14 protein-coding genes are annotated in these 17,568 nt (G+C 62.0%); 4 read left to right on the forward strand and 10 right to left on the reverse strand.

What is annotated here, in order from left to right; genetic code table 11:
• Nucleotides 1–56 precede the first annotated feature (56 nt).
• Entirely contained in the window at nucleotides 57–1,706 is a 1,650-nt protein-coding gene (locus ACLKOZ_RS09400; RefSeq protein WP_436474582.1) for an FAD-dependent oxidoreductase, read from the forward strand.
• 288 nt (nucleotides 1,707–1,994) lie between these two features.
• On the opposite strand, the gene ACLKOZ_RS09405 is transcribed toward ACLKOZ_RS09400, so the two are convergent.
• The 9 genes from ACLKOZ_RS09405 to uxaC form a co-directional block, all read right to left on the reverse strand.
• Nucleotides 1,995–2,213, reverse strand: a complete 219-nt coding sequence (locus ACLKOZ_RS09405) for a hypothetical protein (protein WP_436474584.1) — start codon at nucleotides 2,211–2,213, stop codon at nucleotides 1,995–1,997.
• 243 nt (nucleotides 2,214–2,456) lie between these two features.
• The gene (locus ACLKOZ_RS09410) at nucleotides 2,457–3,812 is read right to left on the reverse strand and encodes an MFS transporter (protein ID WP_436474760.1); all 1,356 of its coding nucleotides are present in this window, start codon (nucleotides 3,810–3,812) and stop codon (nucleotides 2,457–2,459) included.
• Between the two features lie 157 nt (nucleotides 3,813–3,969).
• Nucleotides 3,970–4,722: an IclR family transcriptional regulator gene (locus ACLKOZ_RS09415; protein ID WP_436474586.1), complete on the reverse strand. Its 753-nt coding sequence runs from the start codon at nucleotides 4,720–4,722 to the stop codon at nucleotides 3,970–3,972.
• A 9-nt stretch (nucleotides 4,723–4,731) separates the two neighbouring features.
• Entirely contained in the window at nucleotides 4,732–5,163 is a 432-nt protein-coding gene (locus ACLKOZ_RS09420; protein WP_436474588.1) for a MarR family winged helix-turn-helix transcriptional regulator, read from the reverse strand.
• Between the two features lie 53 nt (nucleotides 5,164–5,216).
• A complete protein-coding gene (locus ACLKOZ_RS09425; RefSeq protein ID WP_436474590.1) occupies nucleotides 5,217–6,095 on the reverse strand; it encodes a 2-hydroxy-3-oxopropionate reductase in 879 nt (292 codons plus the stop codon).
• Nucleotides 6,092–6,685, reverse strand: a complete 594-nt coding sequence (locus tag ACLKOZ_RS09430; RefSeq protein ID WP_436474591.1) for a gluconokinase — start codon at nucleotides 6,683–6,685, stop codon at nucleotides 6,092–6,094. The genes ACLKOZ_RS09425 and ACLKOZ_RS09430 overlap by 4 nt, the downstream gene beginning before the upstream one ends.
• Complete coding sequence (gene manD, locus ACLKOZ_RS09435; protein ID WP_436474592.1) at nucleotides 6,675–7,904, reverse strand: D-mannonate dehydratase ManD; 1,230 nt, start codon at nucleotides 7,902–7,904, stop codon at nucleotides 6,675–6,677. The genes ACLKOZ_RS09430 and manD overlap by 11 nt, the downstream gene beginning before the upstream one ends.
• Nucleotides 7,905–7,934: 30 nt before the next feature.
• Nucleotides 7,935–9,359: a mannitol dehydrogenase family protein gene (locus ACLKOZ_RS09440; protein WP_436474594.1), complete on the reverse strand. Its 1,425-nt coding sequence runs from the start codon at nucleotides 9,357–9,359 to the stop codon at nucleotides 7,935–7,937.
• The gene (uxaC, locus tag ACLKOZ_RS09445) at nucleotides 9,356–10,762 is read right to left on the reverse strand and encodes a glucuronate isomerase (RefSeq protein WP_436474595.1); all 1,407 of its coding nucleotides are present in this window, start codon (nucleotides 10,760–10,762) and stop codon (nucleotides 9,356–9,358) included. The genes ACLKOZ_RS09440 and uxaC overlap by 4 nt, the downstream gene beginning before the upstream one ends.
• A 200-nt stretch (nucleotides 10,763–10,962) precedes the next feature.
• Between uxaC and ACLKOZ_RS09450 the strand changes: the two genes are divergently transcribed.
• Nucleotides 10,963–12,024 carry a LacI family DNA-binding transcriptional regulator gene (locus ACLKOZ_RS09450; protein WP_436474597.1) on the forward strand — a complete coding sequence of 354 codons (1,062 nt, stop codon included), beginning with the start codon at nucleotides 10,963–10,965 and terminating at the stop codon, nucleotides 12,022–12,024.
• Nucleotides 12,025–12,641: 617 nt separating this feature from the next.
• On the opposite strand, the gene ACLKOZ_RS09455 is transcribed toward ACLKOZ_RS09450, so the two are convergent.
• The gene (locus ACLKOZ_RS09455; protein WP_436474599.1) at nucleotides 12,642–13,433 is read right to left on the reverse strand and encodes an alpha/beta fold hydrolase; all 792 of its coding nucleotides are present in this window, start codon (nucleotides 13,431–13,433) and stop codon (nucleotides 12,642–12,644) included.
• Nucleotides 13,434–14,015: 582 nt separating this feature from the next.
• Between ACLKOZ_RS09455 and ACLKOZ_RS09460 the strand changes: the two genes are divergently transcribed.
• Both ACLKOZ_RS09460 and ACLKOZ_RS09465 read left to right on the forward strand, forming a co-directional pair.
• Nucleotides 14,016–15,350, forward strand: a complete 1,335-nt coding sequence (locus tag ACLKOZ_RS09460) for an FAD-binding oxidoreductase (protein WP_436474762.1) — start codon at nucleotides 14,016–14,018, stop codon at nucleotides 15,348–15,350.
• Nucleotides 15,347–17,551 (forward strand): malate synthase G, encoded by a 2,205-nt coding sequence (locus tag ACLKOZ_RS09465; protein WP_436474601.1) that lies wholly within the window; start codon nucleotides 15,347–15,349, stop codon nucleotides 17,549–17,551. Before ACLKOZ_RS09460 ends, ACLKOZ_RS09465 begins: the two co-directional genes overlap by 4 nt.
• The last annotated feature ends 17 nt before the right edge of the window (nucleotides 17,552–17,568 follow it).

The raw sequence follows: 17,568 nt of genomic DNA on the forward strand, positions 1-17,568 counted from the left end.
AAAGCTTGTCCCGGGCCACAAGCGGAACCGGCGCCCATGAACTGAAGGAGCAAACCATGTCAGAGTCAAAGCCTTTTGACCATAGCTATGACGTCGTCGTCGTCGGCACAGGTGCCGCGGGACTCGCCACAGCCATGGGCGCCGCCGATGAGGGCCTTCGGGTCCTCCTGCTGGAGAGCACCGAAAAGTGGGGCGGCAACACCGCCATGTCCGGGGGCGGCATGTGGATGCCCAATAACCCGCTGATGCAGCGTGACCGCGCCGGCGACTCACGCGGCGAGGCGTTGACCTACCTCGAGGCGACAGTCGGCGAGGAGGGCCGGGCCACAACGCGGGCCCGGAAAGAGGCTTTCGTTGACGGCGTCGGCGACTTCGTCACCACCGCCGAGAAGTACGGCGTGACATTCGTGCGCGCGGCGGACTACCCCGACTACTACCCCGAGCTCCCAGGCGGCAAGATCGGCCGCGGCCTGGAGGTGAAGCCGTTCGATATCAAGAAGATCGGCGGTTGGTGGAAGACGTGCCAGGCGCCCGTCGCGTTGCCGGTAAAGACCGACGACATTTGGCTTCTGGGTCGGGCCTGGTCAACACCCTCCGGGTTCATTCGCGGGGCGCAGCTCGTCTTCCGCGCCCTCGGCGGGGCAGTCACCGGCAAGAAGCTTGCCGGCATCGGCGCCGGATTCGCCGCTGCGTTCCTCGACGTCGTGGTCCAGAAGCAGGGTGCTGACCTGTGGCTGAACGCCCCGCTGCAGGAACTCATCGTCGAGGACAGCCGTGTCGCAGGGGTGCGGATAATCCGCGACGGCGAACCAATGACCATTGGCGCGGCGCGTGGCGTAATGCTGGCCGGCGGCGGCTTCGACCATAACAAGGACCTCCGCCAGAAGCACCACGGAATCGATGGCGCCCCGTCTGGTGCTCCGGGCAACCTGGGGCGCCCCATCGAAATTGCGCAGGACAACGGCGCCGCACTTGAGCTCATGGACGACGCCTGGTGGGGCGGATCGGTCGCCGCAGCGCCTGGCCACGGCCCCGCGTTTATCGTGGGTGAGCGTTCCCTGCCCTACTCGGTCATCCTCGATGCCAAGGGTGACCGGTTCGCCAACGAGTCCGAGTCCTACGTCGACCTCGGCCACCACATGCTCGAACACGACAAGGACGGCCCCTATTGGCTGGTGGGCGACGCCCGGCACGCCCGCCGCTACCTGCGCACCTTCGCGATCGACCCGAAGAACAGCAAGGCCATGAGGGAGGCGGGGATCATGGTCAAGTCGGACACAATCACCGGGCTCGCCGCAAAGCTCGAGATGGATCCTGCCCGCCTGGAGGCGTCCATCCACCGGTTCAACGGCTTCGCAAGGGCAGGGGTCGACGGCGACTTTGGCCGCGGCAACTCGGCCTATGACCGTTACTACGGCGACCCGACGGTCCACCCCAACGCCTGCCTCGGTCCGCTGGAAAAGGGTCCGTTCACCGCGTTCAAAGTGGTGATCGGAGACCTTGGGACGAAGGGCGGCGTCGTCACCGACACAGAGGCCCGGGCGTTGCGCGAGGACGGCACGGTCATCCCGGGCCTCTACTCGGCCGGCAACAACTCCGCCTCCGTCATGGGACGGACGTATCCAGGCCCGGGCTCGACTATTGGGCCCGCAGTCGTGTTCGGCCTCCGCGGCGCACGCCACATGGCACGTCAAGGTCGTCGATGACCGGTGAGGCTATCACCGCTACGCGGAGGGCATGCAACTGCTGTTCGACGCCGGCCTCAACGCCTACCGGTTCGGGGCCGAGTGGACGCGCATCGAGCCCTCTCCCCGCCACCTTCTCCAGCGCCGCACTGGCCCACTACCGACGCATGGAACGTTAATGACGACGATGAGCCGTGCAGCTGAACAGCAGACCGACAAGAAGTGGCTCAGCCCCACCGTCGACGATGATGCCCGCCCAGTCCTGCCCGCCCCTGACCCTGAGGTCGGTTACCGGCTTGTCGAGGCGCATCACGCCGTCCGCGGTCTCTTGAGGGAGCGGACCGGCGCCGCATTGGAATGGACTGTGGCGAACCAGCGCCGGTAGCTTTGCCGGGCTGCGAGGACACGTTGGGCAGGCAGCAGTTTGTCCGGGAAGACCTGTACCTTGAAGCCGCCCGCGGCGACGATTTCATCGGCGTCCAGTCCCACAGCAGCCAGAACGTCACCGCCGACGGCATCGTGCCCCACCCGCCTCATCCTGACAACACGTTTGTTGGAACTGCTTACCGGCCCGACGCGCTTCGCATTGCCGTGCGCCATACTTGGGAAGTTGCCGGCGGGGTGCCGATCCTTGTCACCGAAAACGGCATCGCCACGGCGGACGACGAACGGCGCATCGGGTACACAGGCACGGCACTGCCGCACCTGTCCGCGGCGATGGACGAGCATGGCTTGGGAACGTGGCCAAGAGCGGGTCTGTTTCCCCTCCTGTCACACTACCCGCGGTTTCGGAATGAACGAGGCCAGGACTCCGCAAACCACAGCTGCAGCCAGCCCGAGGACAAGTGCCAGAAAAAAGCCGGATCCAGTCGGTGCGCCAGTGCCTCCTGCAGCCCCGGCGGAGCCAGCAAGAACCGCTGCCACCACAGCAGCAGCAATGCTTGTTCCCAATGCACGCATCAGGGTATTCAATCCATTTGCTGCCCCGGTCTCTCCCACTGGAACAGCGAGCATGATCAGGGTCGGCATTGCCGCGTAGCCCAGACCGATGCCAATTCCGATCATCATGTTGACGACCAGCACAAGCCAAATGTTTGGCTGCACGAGCACAGCGGAGAGATAAGCGAGTGCAATGATGGTTGCCCCGGCGACAAGGAGCAGCTTCGGGCCTACGCGCCGGACTAAGCGCCCCGCAATTGGTGCCATGGCCAGCATCGCCAAGCCTGACGGGACGAGGATCAAGCTTGCATCCACAATGTTCAATCCGAGCCCGCCGGAAGATTCCGGCAACTGCAGCAATTGCGGAAACACGATACTGGATGAAAACAGAGCAAATCCCATGGCGACCGACGCCAGGTTTGTCATCAGGACAGGCCCTTTGCGGCTCACACGAAGGTCAAGCAATGGGTTCTGTCTCCGGAGCTCGTACCATCCCCAAACCAGCAGCGAGAGAATTCCGATCAACGATGACACCAGAGTTGGGGCGCTCAGCCAGCCCCAGGTGTTCCCCCGCGAAAGGGCAAGCAGCAAGCCCACCAACCCGATGGCGAGTCCGACGGCACCCCAATAGTCGAACCGCCCCTGATTGCGGGATTCCCCGGCTGGAACAACGAGGAAATACAACGCCACAGCGACTGCGCCAATTCCAGCAGAGACCCAGAAGAGCGTATGCCAGTCAAAGTACTCCGTCACCAGCGCACTGACTGGAAGACCCAGGGCACCGCCAACGCCCAAGGTGGCGCTTACAAGGGCGATTGCTCCCCCAAGTTTTTCTGGAGGAAGCTCATCTCTCAAAATGGCAATGCCCAGGGGTATGACACCCGTTCCCATCCCCTGCAGCGCCCGCCCAACAATCAGGGGCAGAACCGACGGCGAGAACGCACAGACGACTGACCCAACCACCAGGAGCGAGAGCAAAATGATGGAAACGCGCCGCTTGCCATACATATCCCCCAGCTTTCCCGAGACAGGGGTGCAAATGGCTGACACCAAGAGCGTCACGGTGATGACCCAAGCGGTGTCATCTCTGCCTGCCTCCAGCATTTCGGGCAACTTCGACTGGATCGGAATGAGGATGGTCTGCATGAACGACCCGCCCAAGCCAGCGAAGGCAAGGACTGCGACCAAAGACGCATGTCTCCGAACTTTTCCGCCTGCTTGTTCAACGTCGACGCTCTTGATACTCAATGAAACTCCTAGATGAAAATTCGACACGTCACAAGTGCCACGTGCTATCGGTGCACGTGGAAGGTACTCAGCGCGGTGTGGACGGGAGCCCGTACGGTTACCCCTGAAGCTCCTCCGAGATGGTTTGGGCAGCTCTGTTAAGGATGGGCACCGCTCTGCTGGCGAAGTGCTCGTCCAGCCGGGAAACAGGCCCAGAGACTGAAATGGCTGTGGGTGTAGGTGCGTCAGGGACCGCAACCGCAAAGCACCGGACACCGATCTCTTGCTCTTGCTCGTCCACCGAAAACCCTCGTTCCCGGATGAGCTTGAGGTCCGCCAAGAGTGCACGGGCTTCGCTGATGCTTCTTGTTGTCTGGGCAGGCATGCCTGTTCGCATCAGTATTTGCCGGACTGAATCTTCACTCAGTTGGGCCAGGATGGCTTTGCCTATTCCGGTCGTGTGAGTGTGGGCGCGATGGCCCACTTCCGTAGACGTGCGCATGGAATGCAGAGAGGGTACCTGGGCCACGTAAACCACCATGTCCGACTCAAGCACCGCCATCTTGGCCGTCTCCCCCAGCTGATCCACCAGGGTATGGAGTTGCGGTAGGGCCAGCGCACCCAGTTGTTTGCTTGCTCCCTCCCCGAATGTGATCAGCCTGGGACCCAATACGTAGCGACGGTCAGGGAGCTGTCGGATACAGCCAAGGGTGACCAAGGTGCGCAGGTGGCGGTGGATCGTTGGTGGGGGGACACTTGTGGCCGAGGAGAGTTCGCTGAGCGTGGCGGCTCCCCCGGCGTCTTCAATCAGTTCCAACAGTTCAAAGACGCGTCTGACGGCCTGCACGCCCACAGGGGCTTTTTCAGTCATGGTGTTTCATCAGGCCGATTTCATTAGGGATTCTGTGAGCTGGCGGAGTGCCTTCGCTGCATCGGCGGCGTCGCTGTCGCTCCATTCTCCGAGGCACTCCTGGAAGAGCGCCGATCGCTGTGTTTGCTCATACCGGAGTTTGTCCTTGCCCGCCGGCGTCAGTGCGAGAAGATGAGCACGGCCGTCATTTGGGTCCTTCCTTCGGACCACAAAACCTTGAACCTCCAACTCGGCGATCTGCCGGCTGAGGACTGGCGCTCCGACGCCGAGCCGGCCGGCAAGCTGCGTAGCCCTGCATTCCCCGTCACTGATGGACCGAAGCACGAAATGCAGGGCTACTCCAAGTCCTTCTCCACGCAAGCTGGCCGTATCAATGCGGCGCAGTGCACGTTGGACGCCTAGTAGTTCGTACACAAGAGCTGCTGTCACATTGGCTGTCATGACCAGCCCTTTATCCCCAACCTCGACGGCAATCTAACGTGAGCATTTGCTGGTTACTCGCGGCCGCTGAGTTTGAGGACCTGCTTGAAGAGTCCTGAGTGGTCCAGTCCGCCGTCGCCCTGGTTGACGGTGGCGGCGACGAGTTGTGCGACGACGGCGCCGAGGGGGACGGCGACGTTGGCTTCGCGGGCGGCCGAGGTGACGATGCCGAGGTCCTTGTGGTGGAGGGCGAGGCGGAAGCCGGGGTCGAAGTTGCGGTCCAGCATCTTCTGGCCCTTCTGGTCCAGGACCTTGGAGCCGGCCAGGCCGCCGCCGAGGACCTTGAGGGCGGCGTCGGTGTCCACGCCGTAGGCCTCGAGGAAGGCGATCGCCTCGCCGAGGACCTGGATGTTGACGGCGACGATCAGCTGGTTGGCTGCCTTGACGGTCTGGCCTGAGCCGGAGGGGCCGACGTGGACGATGGTTTTGCCCACGGCATTGAGGACGTCCTGGGCTGCCTCGAAGTCGTCTTTGTCGCCGCCGACCATGATGGACAGGACGGCGTCGATGGCGCCCTGTTCGCCGCCGGACACCGGGGCGTCCAAGGGACGGAGGCCGGCTTCGCGGGCTTCGTCGGAGAGGCGCTTGGCGACGTCGGGGCGGATGCTGGACGCGTCAATCCACAACGTGCCCTGCTTCGCGTTGGCGAAGACGCCGTCCGGGCCGCTGACCACACCCTCGACATCCGGGGAGTCCGGCACCATGGTGATGACGACGTCGGCATCCTTCACGGCGTCCGCGATGCTCGTGGCGCCCTTGCCGCCTTCCGAGACAAGCTTGTCGATCTTGTCCTGGCTGCGGTTGAAGCCCGTGACCGCGTGCCCGGCCTTGGCCAGGTTGATGGCCATGGGCAGGCCCATGATTCCGAGTCCGATAACTGCAACGTTGCTCATGATGGTTCTCCAATGCTGATGGAAGTATGTGGGTCGTCCAATGAAGTCCGGCGCATGGCCGTCGGTTGTGCGCGGGCGTCCACGAGCGAGGCTAGAGTGAATTCCACGATCTGCTCGACGGGCGTGTCGATGTCCACCACCACCCCCGCCTCATCGGCCTCGAGGTCCTCCAGCGTCTCCAGCTGCGAGTCCAGAAGCGACAGGGGCATAAAGTGGTCCGGCCGCGCAGCCATCCGGCTGGCGAGCAGGTCCCGTGAGCCGTTCAGATGGAGGAACCTCACTGTGGAGTCGCCGTTGCGGATGATATTGCGGTAGCTGCGTTTGAGTGCGCTGCATGCGATCACCAACCCGGTCTCCGACGACGAGAAGCGCCTGCCGATTTCGGCGAGCCAGGGCGCACGATCGCCGTCATCCAATGGAGTTCCGGAGGCCATCTTGTCAATGTTGGACTGGGGGTGCAGCGAGTCCCCGTCGACGAACTCTGCTCCCAGGCGGGCAGCGATGGCGGCACCCACTGTGCTTTTGCCGCAGCTGGTCACGCCCATCACTACGATATGGGCGGGCACCGCGGATTCGTGGTTACCAGTCATGGACGGTGCCGTCGACGAGGCGGTTGTAGGGCAGGTAGGCCTGCTGGTAGGGGTAGGCGGCTGCGGCTTCTTCGTTGAATTCGACGCCGATGCCGGGATTGTCCCCGGGGTGCAGGTAACCGTCCACGAAGGTCATGGACTGCTCGAAGACCTCGTTGGTCCGGTCCGAGTGCTGCATGTATTCCTGGATGCCGTAGTTGTGGATGGCCAGGCCCACGTGCAGCTGCGCGGCGAAGCCCACGGGGGAGATGTCGGTGGGGCCGTGGAAGCCGGACTTGATCTGGTATTGGGCGGCGAAGTCCATGACCTTCTTCAGCGGTGAGATGCCGCCGAAGTGTGTGGAGGCGGCGCGGACGTAGTCGATCAGCTGTTCTTTGATGAGGGTCTGGTAGTCCCACACGGTGTTGAAGATTTCACCGATGGCCAAGGGCGTGGTGGTGTGCTGGCGGACCAGGCGCAGGCCTTCCTGGTTCTCGGCCGGAGTGCAGTCCTCGAGCCAGAACAGGTCATACGGTTCCAGCGCCTTGCCCAGCTTGGCCGCCTGGATCGGAGTCATCCGGTGGTGGCCATCGTGCAGCAGCGGGATCTCCGGGCCGAACTCGTTCCTGACCGCCTCGAATACAGAAGGCAAGTGCCGGAGATATGCCCGGGTGTCCCAGTCCTCCTCCAATGGGAACGCGCCGCGGCCGGCGGGCTCGTAGTCGTACCGCTCCCCCGAAGCCTGGGCCTGGGCAGCCACGCCGTACACGGCTTTGATCCCCGGAACGGCCGTCTGGATCCGAATGGACTTATAACCGAGTTCCAGGTGCTCCCTGACGGAGTCGAAGAGGGAGGGGATGTCCGCGCCCGAGGCGTGGCCATAGGCGCGCAGCCCGTTCCGTGACGCCCCGCCCAGCAGCTGGTAGACGGGCATGCCCGCCATTTTGCCTTTGATGTCCCAAAGTGCCATGTCCACGGCGGCGATCGCCGCCATGGTCACGGGGCCGCGGCGCCAGTACGAGGAGCGGTACAGGAACTGCCAGGTGTCCTCGATCCGGTGCGGGTCCTTGCCGATCAGCAGCTGCGCGACGTGTTCCTTCAGGTAAGCGGCCACGGCCAGCTCGCGGCCGTTCAGGGTGGCATCGCCGATACCGGTGACACCGTCCTCGGTGGTGATGCGCAGGGTCACAAAGTTTCGCGAGGGACTTGTCACGAACACTTCCGCGGCAATGATTTTCACAGCTGGGTCCTTCCAGGCGGGGTTGGGCAGTTAAGGGGTTTCAGTAGTTGTGAGTGCTTCTGCAAAGGTGCCGGTGTGGCTTTCTATTAGCTCCACGACGGCGGCATCTGCGGCCAGTCCGACATCCAGCAGTTCCAGCAGGGCACGGATGCGCGAAGGCCCAGCCAAGGTGTTTGCTGCGGCCACTTCCGCGGCCAGCGGGTCCTGGGCGGGAGGCAACCGGGACGTGCAGTCCATCCATGCCGCGATCATGACCGCGGCCCCACTGCCGGGCCTGCCTGCGGCCCGCTCCGCACGCAACAAAGGAACGGCCCGCATCCGTAGCTTCGTGGTGCCATCCATTGCTATCTGCGACAGCTTGTGGGCAATGCGTGCGTTGCCGAAACGGGCCAACAGCGCCTCCCGATAAGCGCCAATCGCGAGGTCCTTGGCGGGCAGGTTGGCCTCGGCTTCGTCCCAGAAGGCCTCCACTGCGTGGCGGCATGCAGGGTCCGCCAGGGCCTGCGCCACCGTTCGATTCCCCCGCAGCTGGCCGGCATAGGCCAGGAGCGAATGGGCGCCGTTCAACAGCCACAGCTTTCGATTTTCGAACGGTTCGATATCCGCCACGAACAAGGCTCCGGCGTCCTCCCACCGAGGCCGGCCCGCGGGAAAGTCCCCGCTGAGGACCCAGCTGGCGAAGGGTTCGGCCACCACCGGGGACGTATCCCGGTAACCGCAGGAAGCTTCCACCGCAGCGACGTCCGCAGCCGTGGTGCGTGGCGTAATGCGGTCCACTGATGTACTGACAAAACTCGTGTTGGTGCTGATCCACGCGGCCAGGCCCGGATCCCAGGCTTCGGCCATGCCCACTACGGCATTGCGGGCCACGGCACCGTTGTTGGAGAGGTTGTCACAGCAGACAACGGCCAGCGGACCGCCTCCGGCTGCCCGTCGGGCGGAGAGGCCCAGTACCAGCCTGCCCAGCGGGGTCGTGGGATCGCCGTCGCGTCGAAGGATGGCCAGATCCGCGGCCACTTCTGGAGCGTTACTGTTGAAGCCGCGGTGGGAGTCAGCCAAATAGGCCGCTTCGGTAATGGTCAAGGTGACCACGGCGATGTCAGGTGATGCCAGCAGCGCGGCGAGCCTGGCCACGTCCGCGCCGTCCACCGCTTCTACGATGCTTCCGATGACAGCGAAGGAGTCAGTGGAATCGGCGCGTTCCACCAAGGTAAACAGGCCGTCCTGCTCTGCCAGTGCAAGTGCGGCATCCGGGCGGCGGCCGGTGAAGGCGGCGATGCCCCAACCCGCGGCGTCGCTGGCCTGCTGGGTGTACCAGGCCTGATGGGAACGGTGGAAGGCGCCCAGGCCCAGGTGGATTATCCGCACCGGTGCCTTGGGGGCGGCCCAGAACGTCCGATTGAGCCGCGGAAGCTCGACGGCGGTCTGTGTTTGCTTGTGTAGACCGGTGTTCACAGCTTGAAGACCCGTCGGGGTGCGCCATCCACAATGTCCACAATCAGTTCGTGTGCGCGGTCCTCGCTGACCCGGTGTTCAGCCACCAGCCGGGCAAGGAAGGAGGCCTCGATCCGGCGGGAGGCGTCGTGCCGGGCCGGGATGGAGCAGAAGGCCCGGGTGTCGTCGATAAAACCGGAGGAACGGGAGAAGCCGGCAGTCTCCGTGACGGCAGAGCGGAACCGCAGCATGGCATCCGGTGCGTCAAGGAACCACCAGGGCGCGCCCAGGTAGACGGACGGGTAGAAGCCGGCCAGGGGCGCGAGTTCGCGGGAGAAGACGGTCTCGTCCAGAGTGAACAGCACCAGGTGGAAGTCCTTGGCGGTGCCGAAGTCCTGCAGGACCGGGCGGATGGCCTCCGTGTAGTTAATCGCGAACGGAATGTCGTGCCCGGTGTCCGCGCCGAAGCTGTTGAACGTGGGCTCGTGGTGGTTGCGGTACGAGCCTGGGTGGATGGTCATCACCAGGCCGTCCTCCACCGACATCCGCGCCATCTGGTACATCATGTGCGCTTCGAAGTTGTCGCGGTCCTGGGCAGTGGCCGTGCCTGAGCGGGCGCGGTCAAACAGCCTCGCGGCGTCTGCTGCATCGAGCTTCAGGGTGGCCGGGGTGATGACTCCGTGGTCGGCGGAAACTGCGCCATGTTCTACAAAATAACGACGCCGGTTCTCCAAAGCGGTGAGGTAGGCACCATAGCCCGTGCCGCCGTCGCCCGCTGCCGCAATGAGCCGGTCCACGTTCTCCGACCACGCGGGGTCGGCAATGTTGAGATAGGCGTCCGGCCGGAATGAAGGCAGGACGCGTCCATGGAAGGACGGGTCCTCGGCAATTGCCTTGTGGCTCCCAAGAGCGTCCAGGGGATCGTCCGTGGTGGCCAGGACCTCGATGTTGAAGTCCTTGAACATCTCCCGGGGCCGGAAGCCTGGCTCCTGCAGCTTTGCCGAGATTGCATCATAGCTGGCATCGGATGTTTCCGCGCTCAGCTCCCCCGCGAGGCCAAAGACGCTGCGGAACTGGGTCCGGAGCCAATATCCGGAGGCTGTGCCATCGAACAAGGGCCACGCCTTACAGAATTCGCGCCACACCGACCGGCTTTCCGGCCGGTGAGTATCGGATTCCATGAGCCGGTCCAGCGGGACGCCACTGGCGTGGATCAGCCGGGTGACGTAGTGGTCCGGGCTGACCAGCAGCGCGGCCGGGTCAGGGAAGGGCGTGTTCTGCTCGATCACCGCGGCATCAACGTGCCCGTGCGGAGAAATGATGGGGAGGTCCTGGACGCGCTGGAGGAGGTCCCGCGCGATGCTGCGCGTTCCTGGATCCGCGGGCAGGAGCCTGTCTGGGTTGGCGGCAAGCGACGATGACATAGGTCAATAGTCCGGTGTTCGGCACTCCATGTCAACCGGTTGCCAATTTAGATACATTCATCCTTCCGTTTTTGGAGATACCACGGTCCGGGATGTCTCCAAGGCCTTGAAACGCCCGCTCAGACAACGAGCGGCTATCTTGTGTGATTCTGGCAACCGGATGGATGTTTTTTTGCGACCCGGCAGTTACCATGAGGTCTATGACTAATCTTCCAGCCTCCGACGCTGAGGTTGTGGCCGGCGCTGCGCCGTACAAAGTTGAGGCCCGTGCGACCGGCAGGACCAACGCCACGATTTACGATATTGCGAAGCTGGCAGGAGTGAACCCATCCACCGTTTCCAGGGCGCTCAGCAAGCCCGGTCGGGTCAGTGCGGGGACGAGGCAGCTTATTGAGGAAGCCGCCGCCGAACTCAACTATCAAGTTAACCCGTTCGCCCGGGCCCTTCCGACAGGACGAACAAACACGTTGGGCTTGATTGTTGCCGACATTACGAATCCAACATTTTTCGGAACCATACGGGGTGCAGAATCTACAGCGGCATTCCGTGACTATTCCCTTATTCTTGCCGAATCAGCCGAATCGCCGGAACAGGAACTTGCTGCGGCCCAACGGATGCTTGCAAGCGTCGACGGTCTAATCCTGGCCAGTCCGCGAATGGACGATGACCACATCCGCGATCTTGCGAAGGAGAAACCAGTTGTGGTCGTAAACCGCGACGTACAAGGCATCGCCTGCGTCGTCCCTGATGTCAACAAGGGCATTGGTGAAGCCATCCGTCACCTCGCCGGCCATGGGCATAAAAAAATAGTCTTCATTTCAGGCCCCACGGCCTCCTGGATGTCGAGCCAGCGCTGGAGCGGCATTCAACAGGCTTGCGAGTGGTCACGCATTGAAGCGGTAAAAATCGAGTCCGACAGTCCGACTGTCAAGGGAGGCCGGGTCACGGCCCGCCTCATTGTCGGCAGCGGCGCCTCGGCCGTGATTGCGTATAACGACCTTCTGGCAATAGGTCTCATGCAAGAACTGCAGGCCGCGGCCTATGCAGTCCCGGATCAAATCAGCATCATAGGATTCGACGATATCTTCGGAGCGGACTTCACGACACCCGGGCTTACCACTGTCCGCGCGCCGATGGAAAACTGTGGAATCGAAGCGGCCACCGTGTTGCTGCGCACACTCAAAGAGCCCGGAGAGACTCCTTCGACTCGCTACATCGATACTGAGCTGGTGGTGCGTGGGTCCAGCGGCCGGCTTCTCTAGCGGCAGCGGCGGGCTCCCCCTGATCTCACCATGTGAGACGACGGCGAAATTTCCGAAGAAACGTTGTGCCGGAACCTGTTCCTGTCAGCCAGGATGCGGCCCAGGCTCCGGCGCCTGCCCGCCATTTACGTTTACAACGATGTCCTCAATGACAGACGGGGGAATCTTGCCCCGGCTGAGAACAACCAGCTGCTGTAGGGGCAATGCCTGGAGTGGCTCCAGGGAACACTCTGAAGTGCCTGTTTGGGCCAGCAAACTCCTGACCACCTCTCCCCCAAGGGGATGAGTAAGCCATTCGCCAATAGAGGTGCTGGCTGTCAAGAAGGCCACGATGTCTTCCTTCCGCAAGGCAGAGCACAGCGTCACTTCAGGCCGTAAGATAGACGTCAAACTCCGCGAGCTCCACTATTTTCCGAGTTCCATCGGACGTTATAACCCAGAAGAGATCCATTGACGGTTGAACGTCTACAACATGTCCCGTCAGGTGGACAACAGGGCCCACTTTGACTTCTACGTAGTCCCCCTTGGCGATCTGGCTGCAGTCCCCGAGGGGGCTGCTCCGCCTTGAGGCCGGGAGCCCTCGCTTTGTTGCAGTGGTCCCGATTCGGGCATTGATGTCATCGTTTTCGTCGTTGGCTACTGTATTGGGCGTGATCCGCGACGAGCCGGGCAATGTGTGCCGGCTCCGCCACAGGTGCAAGATGCGCGGTTCTGCTGAGGATTTCATGCCGTGCTTTGGGCGCGCTTTGCGCGATCAGTTTCTGATCTTCAATGGGATTGGCGCTGTCGCTCTCCCCGCTTATGACCAGGACCGGAGCCTGTATTGTCGGTAAATCCTCACGCACGTCCGCTTCAGCCAGGAGATCGCATGCGTTGGCATACCCGACAGGATCCGTAGACTCGAGCATCTGCCTGTACTGCCGGACGACGTCTGGGTTTTTTTGCTGGAAATCGGCGGTGAACCATCGGTCGATGATTTGGGGCACCAATGGTACGACTCCTTGGGCCCGCACCAACCGGCCCCGCTCTATCCATACATCGCGTCGAAAGCGCGCTGCACAGCACATCGCGGTAACAGACTGAATCCGCTCCGGCCTATAAGCAGCAGCACCAAGGGCGACCATTCCACCAAGGGACACCCCGGCCACATGAGCCTTGCTGATGCCCGCGCCGTCCAAAACATCAAACAGATCCTCGACCAGATCGTCAAGATCGAACGGCCGGTGCCCGAGTGGACCACCCCGGTCCCTTTGATCGAAGCGGACTACGTCGAAAGACGGCGGCAGCTCGGCAACCACCGCATCCCACATCTGCGTTCCGGTGGCGAGGGAATTCACAAAGACGATGGTGTCCAACGATGGTTCAGACTCCGCCCTTCGCTCAACGACTACGTTGAAAGCTCCGGTCATGCCTGGCCACCTGACCCAGTCAAGGCCAGGGAAGATACGGCGCCTTTGGCGCCAATCCTGGAGGTGGGGAATGCAGATTTCGGCATGGGAGCTCCTTATGCTCGGGGTCTACTCTGTGTGCCCGCTCTGATGACATCCGAGCCCTGGCTAGGAAGGTTCTATGGGCTAGCGTAGGTGCGCAGCGTCGGCAGTGTCAACCGGTTGCCAGGGCTGACGTCAACCGCTGCTATGAGTCAGCACTGCTCCCGAAAGGGCCGGCGCGGGGCTTGGCTAGGAAGAAGGGTTTGCGGCAGTCAGGTGCGGCAACCGGTTGTCCGTGACAGCAATGCATGTTTTACTGAAAGCTACGACGGTACAGGAAACGCCATAGTCCGAGCCTTTCTGGCGGAGATGTTCTCCGTAGACCAAACTTTGACCTCACAGGAGTGGCACCACATGTCAGACATAGCGAAAATTTCGGTAAGGGCCGTGGCTGGTGACGTATCCGCAGCAGCCGACAAAGAACGGATTTCCCCCAGTCCACTCCTTGACGAACTGGCGCTGATACTGCCGGCGGATGCACTGATCACTGATCGCGCAGCCATGGAGCCCTACCGGCGTGACCGGGCACTCGATCCCGACGCTGCCGTGCCCATGGCTGTGGTGCTTCCTTTGACGACTGCGCATGTGCAGTCAGTTATGCGATGGGCGGCCAAGCATCGGATCCCGGTAGTACCTCGAGGTGCCGGTACGGGGCTGTCTGGAGGAGCTACCGCAGTGGAGGACGGCATTGTGCTCAGCACTGAACGGATGCGGTCCATTAATATCGACGCCGTTACCCGTACCGCCGTGGTTCAACCCGGCCTTTTCAACGCGGAGGTCAAAGCGGCAGTTGCACGAGAGGGGCTGTGGTACCCGCCTGATCCTGCTTCCTACGAGATTTGCACGATCGGCGGCAATGCCGCCACGAATGCCGGAGGCCTTTGCTGCGTCAAGTACGGCGTCACCTCGGATTACATCCTTGGCATGGAAGTCGTCACCGCCGACGGCAGGGCCGTCAAGCTGGGGGGCCCACGATTGAAGGACGTGGCGGGGCTATCCATGCTCAAGCTTTTCGTGGGCAGCGAGGGGACACTTGGCATTATCACTGAACTCACGTTGCGGCTTTTGCCCGCCGCCCCACCCGCACGTACGGTAGTGGGCTGGTTTTACAGCAGCGAACAGGCCGCAAAAGCAGTCCTCGACATCGCGTCGAGCATCCGCCCCTCCATGCTTGAGTACATGGACGGGACTTCCATAAACGCCGTCGAGGACGTGCTGGCCATGGGGCTGCACCGCCACGCTGCAGCACTGGTTGTTGCGCGTTCAGACGATCAGAGCCCCAGCGGGGCAGAGACTGCAATGATGCTGGCCGCCTTTCAAAACCACGGCGCTTTTGAGTCGTTCGAGGTTGCGGACCAGGAGGAGGGCGAGCGTTTCGCCCACGCGCGGCGTATTGCCATTCCCGCTGTGGAAGGATTGGGCACCCTGCTGTTGGAGGACGTGGGAGTTTCAATCCCCCGCCTGGGAGAACTCGTCCTCGGTATTGAGCGAATAGCAAAGAACCGCGACGTCGTTATCGCCTTCATCGCCCACGCCGGCGACGGCAATACCCATCCGCTCGTTGTATTTGACCCGGAAGATGCAGATATGCGCAGTCGCGCCTACCTTGCCTATGGCGAAATCATGGACCTTGCCATCGAATTGGACGGGACGATCACGGGCGAGCATGGGGTCGGGCGTCTGAAGCGGCCGTGGCTGGTTAATCAGATTGGTGAGGACTTACTCCAAATGTCGCACAGTGTGAAGCTGGCCCTGGATCCTGACGGGATCCTGAACCCCGGAACTATTTTTGCCTCGACACCATCGCCCGGCATGACCAACGGGGCACGCTCATGAGCCATCACAATGACCGCATCAACGCCGGCGGCCTGGCGCTGGATCCAGCCCTCCACGCCTTTGTCGAATCCGAGGCACTGCCTGGAACCGGAATCGACGCGGCAAAGTTCTGGGAGGGCTTCGGAAGAATCGTCAAGGATCTGACACCGCGAAACAGGGAACTGCTCGCAGTACGTGAGGAGCTGCAGGACCGTATTGATGAGTGGCATAAGCTGCACGCGCTCCCGCTTGACCCCATCCAGTACAAAACGTTTCTGGAGGACATCGGATACCTTATGCCGGCGCCGGAAGGCACCCATGTCCGTACCACAAACGTGGATGATGAGATCGCGAAACTTGCCGGTCCCCAGCTGGTTGTGCCGGTCACCAACGCTCGCTACGCACTCAATGCCGCTAATGCCCGGTGGGGATCGCTTTACGACGCGCTATACGGAACAGATGCACTGGGCGAGGTGAGCGCTACACCTGGATATGATCCGCAACGCGGCCAGGAGGTCGTCGCATATGTTCGTGGACTACTCAATGAATTCATCCCGCTGGCAGCAGGCAGCCATGCCGGCTCGACCGGTTACGCGGTACACAACGGCATGTTGTCGGTCACCCTTTCCGACGGTTCAAGCAACGGTCTGCAACGTCCTGAGCAGTTCGTGGGCTACACAGGACATGCCGATTCCCCGTCAACCATCGTTTTCCGCCACCACGGCCTTCACATCGAGGTCGTCTTCGATCGCAGCACGGTTGTCGGAGCATCAGATTCCGCTGGTGTGGCTGACGTGTTGGCAGAGGCCGCCATCACCACAATTGTCGATTTTGAGGATTCGGTTGCCGCCGTCGATGCCGAGGACAAGATCGTTGGCTACCGCAACTGGTTGGGCCTCAACAGGGGTGATCTGAAGGACGTCTTTGAAAAGGGCGGCGACAAGGTCGTACGCAGTTTGGCGGATGACCGGCGCTACACATCCCCCACTGGAGGCGAGGTAGTTCTGGCCGGGCGGGCGGTGCTTTTCGTCCGTAATGTCGGCCATCTGATGACCACGGACGCCGTGCTTGATTCTGACGGAAATGAGATAGGCGAAGGCATCCTGGATGCTGTCCTCACATCGCTGACCGCCCTGGGCGGAATAGACCCACAGAACTCAAGACGCAACAGTCGAACCGGCTCAATCTATATCGTCAAGCCGAAGATGCACGGCCCGGCCGAGGTGGCTTTTACGGTGGAACTTTTTGGCCGTGTAGAGGAGTTGCTGGGCTTACCAGCGAACACTCTTAAGCTCGGGCTGATGGACGAGGAGCGCCGCACTACAGTCAACTTGAAGGCTTGCATAGCAGAGGCCGAGGACCGCCTTGTTTTCATCAATACAGGCTTCCTTGACCGTTCCGGCGATGAGATCCACACCTCCATGGAGGCAGGACCTTTCGCCCGCAAGGCCGAATTGCGTAATCGGCAGTGGATTTCGTCGTATGAGGATCAGAACGTCGACATCGGAATTGAAATGGGTTTGCCGGGCCGAGGCCAAATCGGCAAGGGCATGTGGGCGATGCCTGACCTCATGGCGGCAATGCTCGAGCAAAAGATTGGGCACCCGATGGCAGGTGCCAGTACTGCCTGGGTACCGTCCCCCACTGCGGCTACACTGCATGCCATTCATTATCATCGGGTCGACGTCGCGGCGAGACAGCGGGAGATAGCTCTCCAGGGACGGCGGGGCACGCTTGAAGGCATTCTTACCGTGCCTATTGAGACTGACCCGGACTGGTCGCCCGAAGAGCGTCAGGAAGAGCTCGATAACAATATGCAGTCCTTGCTGGGATATGTCGTCCGCTGGGTGGACCAGGGAATTGGATGCTCCAAGGTTCCGGACATTCACGACGTTGCACTCATGGAGGACAGGGCCACCCTCCGCATCTCAAGTCAACACATTGCGAACTGGCTCCGCCATGGCGTGATCACGGAGCAACAGGTGCATGGGAGCATGCAGAAAATGGCGGCCGTCGTCGACGCCCAAAATTCAGCCGATCCCCTCTATCGTGCGATGGCACCCAACATCTCCGAGAGCATCGCCTACCAGTGCGCCCTCGATCTGGTGCTTAAGGGAAACAGGCAGCCGAACGGCTACACAGAACCCCTTCTGCACCAGCGCCGGCGCGAAGTGAAAGCAAAGACACTCAACTCCATCTACGCGGAAAGCCCCACTTCATGACCTTGCCAGGAGCCACC

The organism is Arthrobacter sp. R4, assembly GCF_051365025.1.
Lineage (GTDB): Bacteria > Actinomycetota > Actinomycetes > Actinomycetales > Micrococcaceae > Arthrobacter.

Excerpts from the sequence above, each read along its gene's own strand:
- ACLKOZ_RS09430 (WP_436474591.1), bottom strand. The coding sequence starts at position 6,685 with ATGACTGGTAACCACGAATCCGCGGTGCCCGCCCATATCGTAGTGATG.
- uxaC (WP_436474595.1), bottom strand. The coding sequence starts at position 10,762 with ATGTCATCGTCGCTTGCCGCCAACCCAGACAGGCTCCTGCCCGCGGAT.
- ACLKOZ_RS09425 (WP_436474590.1), bottom strand. The coding sequence starts at position 6,095 with ATGAGCAACGTTGCAGTTATCGGACTCGGAATCATGGGCCTGCCCATG.
- ACLKOZ_RS09455 (WP_436474599.1), bottom strand. The coding sequence starts at position 13,433 with ATGACCGGAGCTTTCAACGTAGTCGTTGAGCGAAGGGCGGAGTCTGAA.
- ACLKOZ_RS09450 (WP_436474597.1), top strand. The coding sequence starts at position 10,963 with ATGACTAATCTTCCAGCCTCCGACGCTGAGGTTGTGGCCGGCGCTGCG.
- ACLKOZ_RS09465 (WP_436474601.1), top strand. The coding sequence starts at position 15,347 with ATGAGCCATCACAATGACCGCATCAACGCCGGCGGCCTGGCGCTGGAT.
- ACLKOZ_RS09420 (WP_436474588.1), bottom strand. The coding sequence starts at position 5,163 with ATGACAGCCAATGTGACAGCAGCTCTTGTGTACGAACTACTAGGCGTC.
- ACLKOZ_RS09400 (WP_436474582.1), top strand. The coding sequence starts at position 57 with ATGTCAGAGTCAAAGCCTTTTGACCATAGCTATGACGTCGTCGTCGTC.
- ACLKOZ_RS09415 (WP_436474586.1), bottom strand. The coding sequence starts at position 4,722 with ATGACTGAAAAAGCCCCTGTGGGCGTGCAGGCCGTCAGACGCGTCTTT.
- ACLKOZ_RS09460 (WP_436474762.1), top strand. The coding sequence starts at position 14,016 with ATGGAGCCCTACCGGCGTGACCGGGCACTCGATCCCGACGCTGCCGTG.